Source organism: Stutzerimonas kirkiae, from assembly GCF_004327335.1.
Lineage (GTDB): Bacteria > Pseudomonadota > Gammaproteobacteria > Pseudomonadales > Pseudomonadaceae > Stutzerimonas > Stutzerimonas kirkiae.
The window spans coordinates 64,841-81,289 of the sequence record NZ_QJUO01000015.1 but is presented as its reverse complement, the minus strand read 5'-3'; the positions used below and the strand labels follow the sequence as shown (position 1 = coordinate 81,289).

General features: G+C 66.6%; 14 protein-coding genes. 2 read left to right on the top strand and 12 right to left on the bottom strand.

Annotated elements, in window-relative coordinates; genetic code table 11:
• The first annotated feature begins 6 nt into the window (after window positions 1–6).
• Window positions 7–2,385, top strand: coding sequence for a TonB-dependent siderophore receptor (locus DNJ95_RS10240; RefSeq protein WP_131184629.1), 2,379 nt, complete (start codon window positions 7–9; stop codon window positions 2,383–2,385).
• Here DNJ95_RS10240 and DNJ95_RS10235 read toward each other — a convergent pair.
• From DNJ95_RS10235 to DNJ95_RS10225, 3 genes are all read right to left on the bottom strand, one after another.
• Window positions 2,362–3,414 (bottom strand): isopenicillin N synthase family dioxygenase, encoded by a 1,053-nt coding sequence (locus tag DNJ95_RS10235; RefSeq protein WP_242671938.1) that lies wholly within the window; start codon window positions 3,412–3,414, stop codon window positions 2,362–2,364. The genes DNJ95_RS10240 and DNJ95_RS10235 overlap by 24 nt on opposite strands.
• A 69-nt stretch (window positions 3,415–3,483) precedes the next feature.
• On the bottom strand, window positions 3,484–4,545 hold the full coding sequence (locus tag DNJ95_RS10230; RefSeq protein WP_207388753.1) for a putative urea ABC transporter substrate-binding protein: 1,062 nt from the start codon (window positions 4,543–4,545) through the stop codon (window positions 3,484–3,486).
• The gene (locus tag DNJ95_RS10225) at window positions 4,542–5,423 is read right to left on the bottom strand and encodes a sugar phosphate isomerase/epimerase family protein (protein ID WP_131184627.1); all 882 of its coding nucleotides are present in this window, start codon (window positions 5,421–5,423) and stop codon (window positions 4,542–4,544) included. Before DNJ95_RS10225 ends, DNJ95_RS10230 begins: the two co-directional genes overlap by 4 nt.
• A gap of 215 nt (window positions 5,424–5,638) precedes the next feature.
• Between DNJ95_RS10225 and DNJ95_RS10220 the strand changes: the two genes are divergently transcribed.
• Window positions 5,639–5,998, top strand: coding sequence for a MarR family transcriptional regulator (locus DNJ95_RS10220; protein ID WP_131184626.1), 360 nt, complete (start codon window positions 5,639–5,641; stop codon window positions 5,996–5,998).
• Between the two features lie 6 nt (window positions 5,999–6,004).
• On the opposite strand, the gene DNJ95_RS10215 is transcribed toward DNJ95_RS10220, so the two are convergent.
• The 9 genes from DNJ95_RS10215 to DNJ95_RS10175 all read right to left on the bottom strand — a co-directional run bounded on the left by DNJ95_RS10215 (window position 6,005) and on the right by DNJ95_RS10175 (window position 16,288).
• Window positions 6,005–6,733, bottom strand: a complete 729-nt coding sequence (locus DNJ95_RS10215; protein WP_131184625.1) for an ABC transporter ATP-binding protein — start codon at window positions 6,731–6,733, stop codon at window positions 6,005–6,007.
• Entirely contained in the window at window positions 6,730–7,584 is an 855-nt protein-coding gene (locus tag DNJ95_RS10210; protein ID WP_131184624.1) for an ABC transporter ATP-binding protein, read from the bottom strand. Before DNJ95_RS10210 ends, DNJ95_RS10215 begins: the two co-directional genes overlap by 4 nt.
• Window positions 7,577–8,455 carry an ABC transporter permease gene (locus DNJ95_RS10205; protein WP_131184623.1) on the bottom strand — a complete coding sequence of 293 codons (879 nt, stop codon included), beginning with the start codon at window positions 8,453–8,455 and terminating at the stop codon, window positions 7,577–7,579. Before DNJ95_RS10205 ends, DNJ95_RS10210 begins: the two co-directional genes overlap by 8 nt.
• A 9-nt stretch (window positions 8,456–8,464) precedes the next feature.
• Window positions 8,465–9,490, bottom strand: coding sequence for an ABC transporter permease (locus tag DNJ95_RS10200; RefSeq protein ID WP_131184622.1), 1,026 nt, complete (start codon window positions 9,488–9,490; stop codon window positions 8,465–8,467).
• Window positions 9,487–11,073 carry an ABC transporter substrate-binding protein gene (locus tag DNJ95_RS10195; RefSeq protein WP_165491604.1) on the bottom strand — a complete coding sequence of 529 codons (1,587 nt, stop codon included), beginning with the start codon at window positions 11,071–11,073 and terminating at the stop codon, window positions 9,487–9,489. The genes DNJ95_RS10200 and DNJ95_RS10195 overlap by 4 nt, the downstream gene beginning before the upstream one ends.
• Window positions 11,074–11,416: 343 nt before the next feature.
• Complete coding sequence (locus DNJ95_RS10190) at window positions 11,417–12,043, bottom strand: gamma-glutamylcyclotransferase (protein ID WP_131184620.1); 627 nt, start codon at window positions 12,041–12,043, stop codon at window positions 11,417–11,419.
• Window positions 12,044–12,070: 27 nt separating this feature from the next.
• On the bottom strand, window positions 12,071–14,749 hold the full coding sequence (locus DNJ95_RS10185) for a TonB-dependent receptor domain-containing protein (RefSeq protein ID WP_420824385.1): 2,679 nt from the start codon (window positions 14,747–14,749) through the stop codon (window positions 12,071–12,073).
• A gap of 100 nt (window positions 14,750–14,849) precedes the next feature.
• Window positions 14,850–15,779 carry a FecR family protein gene (locus tag DNJ95_RS10180; protein WP_131184618.1) on the bottom strand — a complete coding sequence of 310 codons (930 nt, stop codon included), beginning with the start codon at window positions 15,777–15,779 and terminating at the stop codon, window positions 14,850–14,852.
• A complete protein-coding gene (locus tag DNJ95_RS10175) occupies window positions 15,776–16,288 on the bottom strand; it encodes a sigma-70 family RNA polymerase sigma factor (RefSeq protein WP_131184617.1) in 513 nt (170 codons plus the stop codon). Before DNJ95_RS10175 ends, DNJ95_RS10180 begins: the two co-directional genes overlap by 4 nt.
• Window positions 16,289–16,449 lie beyond the last annotated feature (161 nt).

The following is a 16,449-nucleotide window of genomic DNA, read 5'->3' as shown; positions in this document are numbered from 1 at the left end:
CCGAGCATGAGCACCCGAACTTCCCTTCCCCTGCGCCCATTGGCGCTGGCGATCACCCTGGCCTGTGGCGGGCTGTTGCACAGCCCGGGTGGCTTCGCGGACAACCAGCGCCACTATGCCATCGCCGCCGGCACGCTGACCGCGCAACTGGCGCAGTTCGCCGAACAGGCCGGCATCGTGCTGGTCGGCAACGCCGCGCTGACCGATGGCCGCAGCGGTCCCGGCCTGAGCGGCGATTACGCCGCCGACGCCGGCCTGGAAGCGCTACTGCGCGGGCACGGCCTCAGTGCGCAGCGCCAGGCCGATGGCAGCTACGTGCTGGCCGCCGCGAACAGCCTGGAGCTGAACTCCACCTACATCGAGTCCAGCCGCCGCAACGCCTACCAGCCTCCGGCCAACGCCGCGATCACCCGTGGCAGCGCCAGCGCCCTGGAAGTCCCGCAGACGATCAACGTGGTCCCCGAGCAGGTGCTGCGCGACCAGCAGCCGCGCAACCTCGACGATGCGCTGAACAATGTCAGCGGCATCACCCAGGCCAATACCCTCGGCAGCACCCAGGACGCGGTGTTGAAACGTGGCTTCGGTGACAACCGCGATGGCTCGATCATGCGCGACGGCCTGCCCTCGGTACTTGGGCGCAACCTGGGCGCCAGCGCCGAGCGTGTGGAAGTGCTCAAGGGGCCGGCGTCGCTGCTCTATGGCATCCAGGATCCGGGTGGCGTGGTCAACGTGGTGAGCAAGAAGCCACAGTTGCAGCAGCGCAACGAAATCACCGTGCGCACCTCCGCCTATGCCCACGGCAAGCAGGGCGCAGGCGGCACGCTGGACAGCACCGGTGCCCTGGCCGACAGCGGCCTGGCCTACCGGCTGATCCTCGACCACGACGACAACGAGTACTGGCGCGAATTCGGCCAGTACCGCCAGACCCTGGTGGCGCCCTCACTGGCCTGGTACGGCGAGCGCACCACGGCCAGCCTGTCCTATGAGCACCGGGAGTTCGAAACCCCCTTCGACCGTGGCACGGCGCTGAATCCCACGACCATGAAGCCATTGGACATCCCCTATACCCGCCGCCTGGACGATACCCTCAACATCACCGAAGGCCGCTCCGACCTCTGGCGCTTCGCCGTCGAGCACCAGCTCGACGATGCCTGGAAGGCGAACTTCGCCTACGGCTGGAGTCGCGAAACCTATGACGACAACCAGGCTCGCGTAACCGCCGTGAACACCGATACAGGCCGCGTGACCCGCCGTATCGACGGTACCCATGGCGCCATCAGTAGCGACAGCTTCGCCACCGCCAGCCTGCTTGGCGACGTGGAGTTCGGTGGTTTCCGCCACGAACTGGTGCTCGGTATCGACAGCGAGAAGCGCAAGATCTACCGCGCCGACCTGATCCGTGGCGGCAACAATCTGCTCGACTACAACGACCCGCTCTATGGCACCGCACAGCCCTCGTCGGTAGCCGACCCTGGGGCCAGCGACCAGACCGACCTGCTGCGCACCGATTCGATCTTCCTGCAGGACTCCTGGCACCTGAACGAACGATGGATCCTGGTCGCCGGCGGCCGCTACATGATCTATGACCAGTACGCCGGGCGTGGCCGGCCATTCGATGTCAACACCAACCTCAATGGCCAGACCTGGGTGCCGCGCGCGGGCGTGGTCTACAAAATCAGCGAACAGGCCTCGCTGTACGCCAGCTATTCCGAGTCGTTCAAGCCCAACTCCAGCATCGCGCCCCTGGCCGGGATAAGTGTGGTCGACGCCTCCATCGCGCCGGAGGAAGGCAAATCCTGGGAGATCGGCGGCAAGCTGGCCATGGCGGAGCGTTTCACTGCCACCCTGGCGCTGTTCGATATCGAGAAACGCAACGTGATGGTCACCGACACCGACAGCAATGGCGACACCTTCCGCCGCGCCGCCGGCAAGGTCGACTCCCGCGGCCTGGAGCTGGATATCAGCGGTCAGCTCGGCGAACGCTGGAGCCTGATCGGCAGCTACGCCTGGCTGGATGCGCAAGTGAGCAAGGACCCGCAGTACAAGGGCAACCCTGTGCAGAACGTAGCGAAGAACGTCGCCTCGCTGTCGCTGGTCTACGATGCCGGCCCAGTGCTCGGTGGCGACGGCCTGCGCCTGGGCAGTGGCGCCCGCTACGTCGGCAAGCGCGCCGGCGACGCCGCCGACTCCTTCGAACTGCCGTCCTACACCGTGGCCGATGCCTTTATCGCCTACGATACCCGCATCGGCGCACATGACCTGGGCCTGCAGCTCAATGTGAAGAACCTGTTCGACCGCCAGTACTATCCTTCGGCGGTCAACCAGTATTACGTCGCCGTGGGCGATCCGCGCCAGATACAGCTATCGGCTACGCTGGGGTTCTAGGGTCTCGGCCTCCCGCCCCAGTGAATAGTAAGGCAGGGCATCCGTTGGCAGGCTCGCCTCGCCGCGCTGGAGGCGTTCAAGCATATAGCGGAAGCTCTGCATCGTCTGCGCCCTGAGGTGCTCGCCGGAAACCACCGCCCTGGCGTTATCGCTACCCGCGGCGTCCTTGAAGGCCTCCAGGGGCGCGACCTCCGTGTGGTAGTCCACGGTGAAGAACAGCGGGAATGCATAGCGCTCCTGCCTGACCTTGCGCACCCTGTGGCTGGTGGCGACATAGTAGCCATTGGTCCACAGCTCCAGCAGGTCGCCGATGTTCAGCACCAGTGCATCGGGGTCGTAGGGTACGGAAATCCATTCGCCATCCGTATTGAACACCTCCAGTCCGGGCGCAGTCGGCTTCAGCAGGGTGAAGCATTCGTAATCGGTATGCTCGCCGATCCCCGGTCGGTCGACCGCATCCTCGTTGTTGGGGTAGTGCAGCAGGCGCAACTGGGACGGCGGCGTGCTGACATAGCGCAGGAACAACTCCGGGTCCTGCCCCAGGCCCACGGCGAAGGCGCGGAAGATCACCTTGCCCAGCGCGAAGACCGCATCGTAGTAGTCCATCACGGACTCCCGGAAGCCTTCGAGCCGTGGCCATTGATTGGGGCCGAGCAACGGCGTGCCGGCCTTGACCGCGGGATGCTCCGGCGGCAGGTCGAGGGACAGGTCGAAGGCTTCCTTGGTGTCCGGGATGCCGGACGCCATGATTTCCTCGCCGAATGGCACATAGCCCCGGTGATTGTCGGAGTTGCCGATATAGACCTGCATCTTTTCCGCCTCGGGCAGCGCGAAGAACCGCCTGGTCGCGTCCAGCAGCCTCGCCTGCCTGCCCTCCAGGCCGTGCCCGATCAGTTGCGCGAAGCCCACATGATGAGCGGCGTCGGCCAGTGTCCGGACGCAGTCCGAATACGCCGGGTCCTGCGGGCCGGCGATCAGCGGCGCGACATCCAGCGTGGGGATTTCATTGAAGGATTTCTGATCGTTCATGGTCATTCTTCGCAATCGATTCCAGATGGGAAGGCGCCGACGGCACCTGTGTTGGCAACCGGCGGGCCTTCAAAGCTCGCCATTGGCGGCCATGCCCGTGTAACGGTCATCGAAGCGCAGCTTCACGTTTCCCCTGTCACCCCAGACCTTTCCTCCCGGGTAGGCGATGCCTATCGCCTCGGCCGAAGCGGCGCCGTTGCCAAGCAGGCCCTTGTCGAAGGAAAAGCGCGCGATGCTGGCCATCGAGTCCTGCAGTTCGGCGCCCGCCATCAGGTCGACGACACCGGCTGGCTGGTCGTACAGATGGGTGGCCTGCAGTTGCCGCTCATAACCCTCCAGGTCGGTTCCCGCCGCCTGCCCCATGGCCTCGCGGGCCAGGCGCCCCTGCTCGTCATCGCGCTGCATGATGGCCAGTGTCTCGAACCAGGCGCCGATCAGCGCCTTGCCCAGGGCCGGGTGCTCTTCGAGGGTACGGGTATTGACGATGATGCTGTCGGTCAGCTCGCCGGGCATCTTCCTCGAGTCGAACACATTGCGGGCGTCGTCGCGCTCCAGGATCGCGCTGGCCATCGGGTTCCAGGTCACCATGGCCTCTATCGAAGGCTGCGCGTACAGCGCCAGCATGTCGGCATCGGAGGTGTTGACCAGCGTCACGTCGCGCTCGCTCATGCCAACCGTCTGCAGTGCCCGGGCCAGGAAGTAATGGGAGATCGAATACTCGATCAGGTTGATCTTCTTGCCCTTCAGGTCCTGCAGGGATTCACCGTCCTTGAGGATGATGACGTCGTTGCCGTTGGAATAGTCCACCACCGACAGCACCGTCGAATCCACCCCGGCCGCCGCCGGAATGGTCAGGGCATCCATGGTCGCCATCATGCAGGCGTCGAAACCGCCCGCGCTGTACTGGTTGATGGCCTCGACGTAGTCGTTGACCTGCACCACCTCGATTTCGATACCGTACTTCTTCGCCCATTTATCGACGATCCCGGAGCGGCTGGCGTAGTCCCACGGCATATAGGCCGGGTACAGCGACCAGGCCAGGCGGAACGGCTCGGCGGCCTGTGCGGAACACGCCAGCACCCCCAGGATGGCGACGGCCAGGTGTTTGCTCATGCTACGGATGATCTTCATGGATAGTCCCTCGGCAGGTACGGGTCGGTGGATTCTTTGCTGAAGCGTTGGAAGTGCTCGCGTTCGCACGCGCCCATCCAGCGGTTGACCTGCCAGAGGTCCGCCACCGGCTGGTCGGTGAATGGCAGGGTGTGCAGATAGCGGTCCGGACCGAATTCCGGGGTCATGCTGCTGATCGCGTAGCCACGCTGGAGCTGCGAACGCCAGGCCTCTTCCCAGAAGCGCTGGTGGAAGGCCAGGCAGTCGGCGTATTCCGGGGCGGCGGGATGGGGCACCTGCGGGCCCTGCGGATAACCCACGCGGCCATGCAGGTGATGGACATTCCCGGCAAGCTCCAGCAGCAGTTGCCAGTCCGGCTCGGCATCCAGCAGGCGCTCGGTGACGACTATCCAGTGGCTGATATCCGCCGTCAGGCGCAGCGACGGCAGGCGCCGCACGATCGCCTCGGTGGCCCAGGGGTTGAACATCGAGCGGCTGCGGTGGGTCTCGAAGCTCAGCGTCACGCCATACCGGGCGCCGATTTCCTGGGCATCGGCAAAGAACCCATACTGCGTCTCCAGCGGCCAGCCATCGCAGCCCGCCATGACATTCAGCAGCAGTGGCCGCAATGGCGCGGCTTCGACTATTTTCCGCTCCAGGTCGGCCAGGTGCTCGGCGGGCGTGGCCCGGCGCTCGGGCACATAGCTGCCACCGGTGCATACCTCGGCAATGTAGCCAAGGCCGTCTGCCTCCAGGGCCATCGCCATCTCATCGCGCAGCACGGGATCGCTCGGCGCCGGCCCTTCGATACCATCGAAACCGGCTTCCAGCGCCTCGCGTACCGATTGCGGCAATGAACCGGAACTCCCCCACAGGGTTTTGAATAACTTAAACTGCATCGCTCTCTCCAGGCTCGCCATGAGCCGACGAGAGAGCAATAGCAACCCATGTGCCAGTATTCCCAGCCTGGCACTAAGGTGTTATTTTTCATGCAATTTTGCATGTAAGTGAATATTGCAAACCAACATGAGGCTATCTGTCACGCCTCCATACGGTGCATAAATATGCAAACTTGCACTATATTCAAGCCGGCGCAACGGAAGATGACGGAACCATGATCAGCACCACTCAGCGCAATCGCCAAACCGTCGCACAGGCTCTGATCGCGATGGACGAAAGCTGGATCGCCCTGTTCAGCGACATAGGCCTGAACGACCTGAGCTACAGCGACCTGCTCACGCATATGTGGCTGCGCCGCGGGCATCCCCTGAACAAGACGGATCTCTACAGCTTCATGCCCGGCATCAGCCGGCGCACCGCCGTCAAATATGTGCAGCACCTGATCGACCAGGGGTTGCTGACGGAGTCGGAAGCCGAACACGACAAGCGCGTACGGCAGATTGCCCTGACCGCGCCGCTGACGGAGCGCCTCGAGCGCTTCTACGACGAAACCATCGGGCATTTCTCGCTGTAATCCGCCTCAACGGCTGGCGGCGAAGAACTCGCGGGTATAGGGCTGCTCGGCGATGCCGGCGCGGACCTGGGCGGCGCTAAGTGCCTCAATGATGCGGCCCTGGTGCATCAGCCCCAGGTGCCCGCAGAGGTGGGCGACCACCGCCAGGTCGTGGCTGACCAGCAGGTAGCCGAGGTTGCGTTCGCGCAGCAGGCGTTTCAGCAGGTTGAGCACTTCGGCCTGCACCGAGACGTCCAGCGCCGAGGTCGGCTCGTCGAGCAGCAGCAGTTCCGGCTGCAGAATCAGGGCACGTGCGATGGCCACGCGCTGGCGCTGGCCGCCGGACAGCTCATGGGGGTAGCGGAAGCGGAACGCCGCACCCAGGCCCACCTCGTCGAGGATCGCCAGCACCCGCCGTTGCACGTCGCCAATGCGATGGATGAGCAGCGGTTCGCCCAGCACCTGCTCCACGGTCTTGCGCGGGTGCAGCGAGGCGTAGGGGTCCTGGAACACCATCTGCACCCGCCGCGCCAGCGTCTTGCCGCGCAACTCGCCCAGCGGCTGGCCATCCAGTCGCGCGCTGCCACTGTAGCCGTGCAAACCGGCCAGGCCGCGCAGGATGCTCGACTTGCCGCAACCGGACTCGCCGATCAGCCCATAGGCGGCGCCCCGCTCGATCTGGAAGGAAACGCCCTTGACCACCGCGTGGCCGCCATAGGCGATCGCCAGCTTCTCCACTTCCAGCAACGCACTCATGGCTGCTCCTCCAGCGGCAACAGCCACTCCGGCGTGCGCTGCGGCACCGGCAGCAGCTCCTGCGGGTACTCCAGGCTCGGGCGGCTGGCCAGCAGGGCGCGGGTATAGGGGTGGCGCGCCTGCTGCAACTGGCTGGCCGGCAATTGCTCGACCACGCGCCCGGCGTACATCACCAGGATGCGGTCGCAGAAGCCGGCCACCAGGTCCAGGTCGTGGCTGATCAGCAGCAGGCTGGAGCCCTGGCGTTGCAGCAGTTCGTCGAGGATACCGAGGATCTGCCGGCGCACGGTGACATCCAGCGCCGAGGTCGGCTCGTCGGCGATGATCAGCTCCGGCTCGGTGATCAGCATCATGGCGATCATGATGCGCTGTCCCATGCCGCCGGAGACTTCATGCGGGTACAGCCGGTAGACCCGCTCGGGGTCGCGGATATGCACCGCCTCCAGCATCGCCAGGCTGCGCTGGCGCGCCTCGCCCCTGGCCCGCGGGTGATGCAGGCGCCAGGTCTCGGCGATCTGCTCGCCGACGCGCATCAGCGGGTTGAGGGAGAACTTCGGGTCCTGCAGGATCATCGAGATACGCCGCCCGCGAATCTGCTGCATCTGCCGTTCGCTGGCGGCCAGCAGGTCGGTGCCGGCGAAATCCAGCCGGCGCGCGCTGACCGTGCCGCCCCGGGCGGTGATCTTCAGCAGGGCGCGGGCGGTCTGCGACTTGCCCGAGCCGGACTCGCCGACGATGCCGAGCTTCTCGCCGCGCGCCAGTTGGAAGCTGACGCCGCGCACCGCATGGCTGATGCCACGGGCGCCGCTGAAATGGATATGCAGTTCCTGTACGTCGAGCAGCTCAGTCATGGCGTGGGTCCAGGGCGTCGCGCAGGCCGTCGCCGAACAGGTTGAAGGCCAGGCTGGCGAGCAGGATCGCGCAGCCCGGTGCGGCGGCCACCCACCAGGCGGTCAGGCCGTATTCGCGGCCACTGGCGAGCATCGCCCCCCATTCAGGGCTCGGTGGCTGCGCGCCGAGGCCGAGAAAGCCCAGGCCGGCGGCGGCAAGGACGATCGCCGCCATGTTCAGCGTCACCCGCACCACCACCGACGGCAGGCACAGCGGCATGATGTGGCGGACGATCAGCCGCAAGTGCGAGGCGCCGAGCAGGCGCGCCGCGGAAATGTAGTCGGCATTGCGGATGCTCAGGGTTTCCGCCCGCGCCAGGCGGGCGATGGGCGGCCAGGCGGCGAGGGAAATGGCCAGCACCGCGTTCTCGATGCCCGGCCCCAGCGCGGCGGAAAACGCCAGCGCCAGGATCAGCCCGGGGAAGGCCAGGAACACGTCCACCACGCGCATCAGCACACGGTCGGTCCAGCCGCCGAAATAGCCGGCGGCGACCCCGACCAGCAGGCCGACCGGTGCCACGATCAGCGCGCAGAGCACGGCGATATAGAGCGTCAGGCGGGTGCCGTGGATCAGCCGCGCGAGGATATCCCGCCCCAGCTCGTCGGTGCCCAGCCAGTACTGTGCCGAAGGCGCCAGCAGGGTACGCCCGAGGTCCTGGGCGTTGTAGTCGCCCGGCGCCAGCCAGGGCGCCAGCAACGCCACCAGCAGCAGCGCCAGCAGGATCAGCGAGCCGGCCAGCGCCGAACGGTTGCCGGCGAAGCGCCGCAGCCCCAGGGCGGCCTGGCGGCGGCGCGCCTGCCAGATGGATTGTGCGATCGACTCGGATGCCATGCGCTTTTCTCAATGTGCCCGCGAGCGCGGGTCCAGCAGTCGGTACAGCCAGTCGCACACCTGGTTGAGCGCGACGAAGATCACCCCCACCAGCAGCGTACAGCCCACCACCGCGTTCATATCGCCGGCCATCAGCGCATTGGTCATGTAGCGACCGAAGCCGGGCCAGGCGAATACCGTCTCGATCAGTACCGCGCCTTCCAGCAGGAAGGCATAGGACAGCGCCACCACCGTGATCACCTGCACGGCGATATTGGGGAAGGCGTGCAGCCACAGGGTGCGCGTCCAGGACAGCCCCTTGACCCGCGCGGTGACGATGTATTCCTGCTGCAACTGCTCCAGCATGAAGCTGCGGGTCATGCGGCTGATATAGGCGAAGGCGCCCAGGCCGAGGATCGACGCCGGCAGCACCAGGTGCGCCCAGGCGTTGCGCCAGACCTGCCATTCGCCCTGCCACAGCGCGTCCAGCAGCACGAAGCCGGTGACGTTCTGGTAGTTCCACTGGTAGGCGAAATCCAGCCGGCCCGGCCCGCCGACCCAGCCGAGGGCGGCATAGAACAGCGCCAGCGCCATCAGCCCGAGCCAGAAGCCCGGCGCCGAGTAGCACAGCAGGCCGACGATGCGCACGCCGTGGTCGAGCGGGCCGTTGCGCCTGGCCGCCGCCAGCACGCCGAGGGGAATGCCCAGGCCGGTGCCGATCAGCATCGCCACTGTGGCCAGTTCCAGGGTGGCCGGGAACACCCGGGCTATATCGCTCAGCACCGGCTGGCCGGACACCAGCGAGTTGCCGAAGTCCAGCCGCAGCAGGTCCAGCAGGTAGTGGCCGAACTGCACCGGCAGCGAACGGTCGAGGCCGAGCTGGCTGTGCAGCGCGGCGTAGGCCTCCGCCGAGGCGCTTTCGCCGAGCACCGCCAGCACCGGGTCGATCGGCAGCAGGCGGCCGATGCAGAAGGTCAGCGCCGCCAGGCCGAGCAGCGTGATGGCGATGGACAGCAGGCCGCTGGCCAGGCTGCGCAACTGGCGGTGTACGCTCATTGGCCGCCTCCGCTGTCCCGAGGGGTTTTGCCGACTTCGGCGTAGTAGGTGCGCGAACCGTTCCAGCGCCAGTCCCGCAGGCGCTGGTGCAGGGCCGCCACCTGGTTGAGCTGGAACAGGTAGGCGAACGGCCCCTCCTGCATCTGCTGGCGCTGCAGGCGCTGGTAGCGTTCGATGCGTTTCGCCTCGTCCGGTTCCAGCAGCGCCGCCTCGACCTCGCGGTTGGCGGCGGAGGAGTAATAGCTGGCGAACACCGTCGGCATTGCGCCGGTGGCCTTGCGCGGCGTCGGGTCGGGGTTGAACACCAGCCGCGAGGCCATGCCGTGGGCATCCGGGATATTGCTGTCGAGGCTGTGCAGGCTCAGCTCGAACTGGTTGGCGAAGATGCGGGTGAACAACTGGCCGTTGGTCATGCGCTCCAGGCTCAGCTTGATCCCCACCTGCGCGGCGTTGTGCTGCAGGTGCTGGGCGATCGGCGCCGAATACAGCGGCGTGCCGTACAGCAGCTTCAGCTCGAAACCCTCGGCATGGCCGGCCTCGGCCAGCAGTTGCCGGGCTTTGTCGATATCCAGGCGGAACGGCTGGCCCTGCGCGGCGTCCAGCGCGCCGAAGGAGCCGAGCGGCACGAAGCTGGCGCGCGGCACGCCGTTGTAGCGCATCACCGAATCGGCCAGCGCCTGGTAGTCGAACAGGTAGCGCAGCGCCAGGCGCACCTTGGCGTTGCCGAGGATCGGATGGTCGTTGTTGATATCCAGGAAGTAGATCTGCGGCCGCTCCACCGCTTCGATGCGTACATCCGAGCTGCCTTCCAGCGCGCCCAGGTCCTCGGCATTGAGGTTGCGCGCCACGTCCACATCGCCGCGCTCCAGCAGCAGGCGCTGGGTCGCCGATTCGGCGACATGGCGCAGGATCACCCGCTCCAGCCGCGTTTCGCGCCAGTGCCCGGGGTTGCGCTCCAGTACCGCCACTTCGCCGGCATTCCATTCACGCAGGCGGTAAGGGCCGACACAGGCGCTGTTGCGCCCCAGCCAGCGGTTGCCGAGGTCGCCGTCCTGCTGGTTGGCCAGCAGCGTCTGGCGATCCAGCAGGCTGGAGAGGCGGTGGGCGCCGATCGCCTGCATGATCACCGACTGCGGATAGGGGCGGTCCAGCTCCAGTTCCAGGGTGTGCGCGTCGACGGCGCGGATACGCTGCTCGGCGTCTTCCAGGCGGAAGCCGTATTCGCGCAGCGCATTGGCGCCGGCCATGTTCAACTGCAGGTTGCGGCGGATCGACCAGGCCAGGTCTTCGGCAGTGGCCACGCGGCCATCGGCGAAACGCAGGTCGGGGCGCAGGTGGAAGGTCAGGCGGCGGCGGTCGGCGGACTGCTGCCAGCGCTCGGCCAGCCCCGGGACCAGCCGCGTGGCATCGGCGGGGTCGGGTATCACCAGGGTGTCGCAGAGGTTGGATATCACCTCGTTGGAGACGATATCGCTGCTGCGCGCCGGGTCGAAGGTGTTGATCGAGTCGATATTCCAGGCGATCACCAGCACATTGTCCGGCGTGCCCAGCGAACCGCCGCAGGCGGCCAGGCCCAGGCTCATGCCCAGCCCCAGCGATAGACGCCAGGCCCTGGCAAGCGCCTTCGCATGAACGGCTATCGCCACCGGAAGACGACGGTGCAGGCGGATACGGCTCCCTTCTCCCCTTGTGGGAGAAGGGCTGGGGAAGAGGGGTAGCGCCCGCCAGGGCGCCGCTGTACCCGTCAACCCACCAGGCTGCCTGGCGGCAGCCCCCCTCGCCCCGGCCCTCTCCCGCGAGGGGAGAGGGAGAAGAGCACATGTGTGCATTCCCTGGCCCTCGCACGCGAAGGAGCCGTATGGGGAAGGCCCTGCGCTGGCTGGCGTACAAGCCCCGAGCGTCTTGCGATCATCATTTTCGCTCTCATCAGGAGCAGCAGCGGGCCAGGGTCGCCTCCAGGCGGCGGTCGGGCATCGCATGGCGGCGCAGGGCGCTCGCTGTCTGCTCGACATAATCCCGCGTCGTACCGAAGTGCCCACGGGCATTGGCCAGCACCTGGCGCAACACCGGGTCGGGCAGGTTGCCGGCGAAGCTCGGCGTCTGCCGCCGCAGCACGAAGGCCAGGGCATTGACCCGGCTGCCATCGTCGAGCCGGCAGTTTAACCATTTCGGCTGGTAGGACGCATCCGGCATTTCCCGCTGCCACAAGGCCCGCAGGTGGCAGTCCAGGCCATCCTCCGCCAGCCGGTAGGCGAAACCGTTGCAGGAGCCGCCACGGTCCAGGCCGAACACCAGCCCCGGCTGCTCCGGCGTGCCGCGATGGCTGTGCGACCACAGGTAGAGGCCACGGTGGTAGCCGTGCAGGCGGGCGCGGCGCACCTCCAGCGACGGGCACTCGGGGCGCCAGATCAGCGAACCGTAGGCGAACAGCCAGAATGGCCGGTCGCCGCACTGCCGGCGCATCGCCTCCATCGACACCCGCATCTGCTCGGCGCTGAGCCGGGGGCTGGGCACTGGAGTCGGATAGTCGAAGGGGGAGATGGCCTGGTTCATGGTCCTGTCACTGCCTGTTCAGATGAATCACCAGCTATAGCTGACCTTGCCGTAATAGAAGGCGCCGCTGTAGCCGTAGGGGGAGAAGGTGCTGTACTTCAGGTTGCCGCCGGACGAGTTGGCCGCCAGCAGGCGCTCCGGACGCTCGTCGGTGACGTTGTCGCCGCCGACGGTGAACAGCCAGTTGCCGAGCGCGTAGTCCAGCGCCAGGTCGAGGAGCCAGGCGGCATCGAAGGTCTGGTCGTTGGCGGCGTTGTTCTGGTAGCTGGTGAACTTGCCGTAGCGCACCAGGTTGCTGCGCAGCGTCCAGTCGCCCAGCTTGAAGTCGTTGCCGAAGGTCAGCTTGTGTTTCGGCGTGGTATCGCCGAGCAGCCCCAGGCGCTCGCGACGGTCCACCCGCAACAGGTCCAGCCCAAGGCTGTCGAGGACCGCCGGGTTGGCCTTTACGTCGGTGACCCTGGTGCTGTTGTAGTTGTAGCCGAGGGTAGTGTTCCAGCGCACATCGTTGGCGAACTGCTGGCGGTAGCTGGCGACCAGGTCAAGGCCCTTGGTGCGGGTGTCCACGGCGTTGTTGAAGTAGCGGGCGGTGGTGTAGTTGATATTGCCCACGCCATTGGCCTGCAGGTAGGCGATGGCCGCCGGGTTGAGGCTGAGGTTGGACGACAGGGTGATGCGGTCGCGGATATCGATACGGTAGACATCGGCGGTGACCTGCAGGTTGTCCAGCGGGTTGAGCACCAGGCCGAGGCTGTAGTTACGCGACTTCTCCGCCTTCAACTCTTCCGCCCCCAGCAGGCGGGCAACCTGCGAATCGGCAGGGAAGGTACCCGCCTCTTCGAGGGTGCTGCCGATCAGTTGCGACGAGGTCAGGGTGAAGTGCTGCTGGGCCAGCGACGGCGCCCGGAAGCCGGTCGAGACGCTGCCGCGCAAGGCCACGCGCGGGGTGAAGTCATAGCGCCCGGACAACGAACCGCTGACATTCGAGCCGAAATCGCTGTAGTCCTCATGGCGCAGGGCGGCCGACACGCCGAGCTTGTCGGTCAGGTTGGTTTCCAGGTCCAGGTACTGGGCGACGTTGTGGCGACTCCAGTCGCCGGCGTCGGCATCGCGGAAACCGGCCAGCCCCTGGCTGCCATTGCGGTAATAGGAAGCCGGGTCGCCAGCTTCCAGTTCGTAGTTCTGGTGCAGGTACTCGGCGCCGAAGGCCACCGTCAGCGGATAGGGCAGCCAGGCCAGCTCGAAGTCGCGCGCCAGGTCCAGGTTGACCTGCTTCTGCTCGTTGCTCAGGGTGCCGTTGTGGAAGGAGAAGGGCGTGCTGCCGAAGTCGTCGTAATACTGGCGGTTGATGGTCCTGGTGCTCAATTCGTATTCGTTGCGGCCATAGTTGAGCGACAGGTCGTAGCGCCAGTCGCCCGCCAGCTCGCCGCGCACGCCCAGCGCCAGGGAGCGGTCCTCCAGTTCGCCGAGGATCAGCGGCAGGTAGCCGTTGGGCAGCAATGCCGGGATATTGCCGCTGTTGTTGCTGGCCCGGTAGAACGCCGCCGTCTCCCCCTTGCGCTTGCTGTAGCCACCGAAGGCATAGAGCTGCGCGGCATCGCCCAGGCTGTATTCGCCATTGAGGAACAGCTTGCGCTCCTCGGTTTCCGGCTCGCCCTGGCGGAACACCTGCTGACCATAGGTGGTGGAGCCTATGCTGGCGGGGCGCAGGTCGACGCCGGCACGGTTGGTGTAGTCGTTGTTGCCGCCTTCCAGAGTGAGGTTGAGGAAGCCGTTCTCGCCCAGCTCGAAGCCGCCATTGGCGCTGACCTGCCGTTGCGCGCCATCGCCATCCTTGTACTCGCCGTACTTGGCGCTGACCGAACCGCCCTGGGCATCCTGCTTCAGGATGACGTTGATCACCCCGGCGATGGCGTCCGAGCCATAGCGCGCCGAGGCGCCATCGCGCAGCACCTCGATGCGCTCGACCGCCGACAGCGGGATGGCGTTGAGGTCCGCCGGTGCCGAGCCACGGCCAATGGCGCCGCCCAGGTTGACGAACGCCCCGGTGTGGCGGCGCTTGCCATTGACCAGCACCAGCACCTGGTCCGGCGACAGCCCGCGCAGTTGCGCCGGGCGCGCCAGCTCGGCGCCGTCCACCAGGCTCGGGCGCGGGAAGTTGATCGACGGCACCAGGCGCGCCAGCACCGCCCCCAGTTCCTCGGAACCGGTGCTGCGCAGGCTGTCGCCGCTGATGATGTCGATCGGCGACAACGACGAGGCGGCGGTGCGCTCCTGCGAACGGGTGCCGGTGACAATCACGTTGTCCAGGCGCGGCGCCAGCGGCTGGCTCAGCGCCCCGGTGCCAGCCGCTACGCTGCCGGCCAGTGCGGCGCTGGCACTGACGACGATGCCGTCGGCGCTACGGCTGAAGCCCAGGCCGCTGCCGCGCAGCGCCCGCTCGAGGGCCTGGTCGACGCTCAGTTCGCCCTGCACCGCCGGCGCCTGGCGCCCCTGCACCAGCGCCGGGTCGAAGGAAATCAGTTGCCCGCTCTGGCGTGAAACGCCCAGCAGCACCTGGCCGAGGGAGCCAGCCGCGACATGGAAGGCCTGGGTCTGCTGCTGCGCCGGCGCGGCGACGCTGGCTACCGGCGCCAGCACGGCGCCACCCAGCAGGATCGCCAGGGCCAGGCAGGAAGGTTTGAACAGGGTGTCGACGCGAGTGTGCATGGCAGAAGTCTCATCCGTGGTTTTCTGCAATGAGCGACCAGTCGGAAAAAACTGCAGAAAATCCTTGGAACGCTTGGTCATTAGCTTATGCCTCCGAGGCTCAGGCCCGTTCGATGCTTATCCACAAGCCGCTGTAGCGACGGATGCGGATGGGCAGGGTGCGCGCCAGCAATTGCAGCGCACGTTCGCTGTCGTCCAATGGGTAAAGCCCGCTGGTGCGCAAGGCCGCCGCCTCCGGCGAAACGCGCAGCACGCCGTGGCGGTAGGCGCGCAGGCTGTCGATCACCTCGCCGAGCGGGCGGTCGTCGACTTCCAGACGGCCATCCAGCCAGGCGCTTTCACTGCCGCTGGCCGCCGCCACGACGAAGGAACCATCGGCGGCGAAACGCGCCGTCTGCCCCGGCAGCAGCCACTGCCCGCCGGCCAGTCGCACCCGGCCATCCAGCGCCGTGAGGCGCACCGGGCCGTTCTCGCGAGCGCTCAGCAGCAGCCGGCCCGGCTGCGCCTCGGCGCGCCCGGCGCGGCTTTGCAACAGGAAGGGGGTGTCGCCGGCGCTGGCCTCCAGCAGCAGGCTGCCCTGTTGCAGGCGCAGGCCTCGCGGTTGCGGGGTGACGCGGCTGCGCGCATCCAGCGTCAGCCGGCTGCCGTCCTCCAGTCGCAGCGTGCGGCGCTCGCCAACTCCGGTGTAGAGCTCGCCCGGCCAGGCGAAGCCGCTAGCGGCCAGGCGCACGCCCAGTGCGGAAACCCCTACCGCGCCGACCACCGCCAGGCTGCCCTGGATAAAGCGCCGGCGGCTCGAGGGGCTGTTCAGCGCCTGGATCACCTGGCGCTCGGACAACTGCGCCAGGGCCGGCTGGCGCACGACATCCAGGCGACCGGCCATGCGCTGGAACACCTGGGCATGGCGCGGATCGCCAGCCTGCCAGCGCTCGAACGCCCGCAGTTCTTCAGCCTGTATCTCGCCGGACTGCAAACGCATCATCCAGTGCGCGGCTTCGTCGATGATCGACTGCAGGGGACGTTCGCTCATGACTCCTCCAGGGCGCCGTAGCAGAGCCTGAAGGCTTCGGTCATGTACTGCTGCACGCGGCTGACGGAAATCCCCAGCTCGGCGGCCACCTGTGAATAAGTCATCCCGCCGAGCTGGCTGTGGATAAAGGCCGCACGGCCCTGCCCCGGCAGGCCATCGAGCAGCCTATCGATCTGCAGCAGGGTTTCGATCAACAGCTCACGCGCTTCCGGGGAAGGCTGCACCGGTTCCGGCACATGCTGGAACAGTTGCAGATAGGCGCGTTCCAGGTCACGGCGGCGCCAGCTTTCCTGCATCAGGCGCTGTGCGATGGTGGTCAGCAGCGCACGCGGCTCACGGATCGCGGCGGGGTCGGGGAGAGACAGCACGCGCACGAACGTCTCGGACACGATGTCATCGGCATTCTGGCTACAGCCCAGCCGCCGGCATAGCCGCGCATGCAGCCAGCCCTTGTTCTGCTCGAACCAGAAACCGACCAGTTGCCGCGCTGAATGCTCCCTGTCGTCCATAGCACCACCCCGTAGAACACGTGGACACTGTGCAAGAAACGACAAAGATTTAAAACGAATAAAAAATTACTTATATATTCCCTTAATATCTATTCAGCACTGTCGCGAGTTCGCAGGGGCAGTTGGAAGCAGGAAGCCATTGCCGGGTGCGCCATGGGCAG

What these genes read in the sequence shown, in the direction of transcription:
- DNJ95_RS10240 (WP_131184629.1), top strand. Translation starts at nt 7, where the DNA reads ATGAGCACCCGAACTTCCCTTCCCCTGCGCCCATTGGCGCTGGCGATC.
- DNJ95_RS10235 (WP_242671938.1), bottom strand. Translation starts at nt 3,414, where the DNA reads ATGAACGATCAGAAATCCTTCAATGAAATCCCCACGCTGGATGTCGCG.
- DNJ95_RS10230 (WP_207388753.1), bottom strand. Translation starts at nt 4,545, where the DNA reads ATGAAGATCATCCGTAGCATGAGCAAACACCTGGCCGTCGCCATCCTG.
- DNJ95_RS10225 (WP_131184627.1), bottom strand. Translation starts at nt 5,423, where the DNA reads ATGCAGTTTAAGTTATTCAAAACCCTGTGGGGGAGTTCCGGTTCATTG.
- DNJ95_RS10220 (WP_131184626.1), top strand. Translation starts at nt 5,639, where the DNA reads ATGATCAGCACCACTCAGCGCAATCGCCAAACCGTCGCACAGGCTCTG.
- DNJ95_RS10215 (WP_131184625.1), bottom strand. Translation starts at nt 6,733, where the DNA reads ATGAGTGCGTTGCTGGAAGTGGAGAAGCTGGCGATCGCCTATGGCGGC.
- DNJ95_RS10210 (WP_131184624.1), bottom strand. Translation starts at nt 7,584, where the DNA reads ATGACTGAGCTGCTCGACGTACAGGAACTGCATATCCATTTCAGCGGC.
- DNJ95_RS10205 (WP_131184623.1), bottom strand. Translation starts at nt 8,455, where the DNA reads ATGGCATCCGAGTCGATCGCACAATCCATCTGGCAGGCGCGCCGCCGC.
- DNJ95_RS10200 (WP_131184622.1), bottom strand. Translation starts at nt 9,490, where the DNA reads ATGAGCGTACACCGCCAGTTGCGCAGCCTGGCCAGCGGCCTGCTGTCC.
- DNJ95_RS10195 (WP_165491604.1), bottom strand. Translation starts at nt 11,073, where the DNA reads ATGAGCCTGGGCCTGGCCGCCTGCGGCGGTTCGCTGGGCACGCCGGAC.
- DNJ95_RS10190 (WP_131184620.1), bottom strand. Translation starts at nt 12,043, where the DNA reads ATGAACCAGGCCATCTCCCCCTTCGACTATCCGACTCCAGTGCCCAGC.
- DNJ95_RS10185 (WP_420824385.1), bottom strand. Translation starts at nt 14,749, where the DNA reads ATGCACACTCGCGTCGACACCCTGTTCAAACCTTCCTGCCTGGCCCTG.
- DNJ95_RS10180 (WP_131184618.1), bottom strand. Translation starts at nt 15,779, where the DNA reads ATGAGCGAACGTCCCCTGCAGTCGATCATCGACGAAGCCGCGCACTGG.
- DNJ95_RS10175 (WP_131184617.1), bottom strand. Translation starts at nt 16,288, where the DNA reads ATGGACGACAGGGAGCATTCAGCGCGGCAACTGGTCGGTTTCTGGTTC.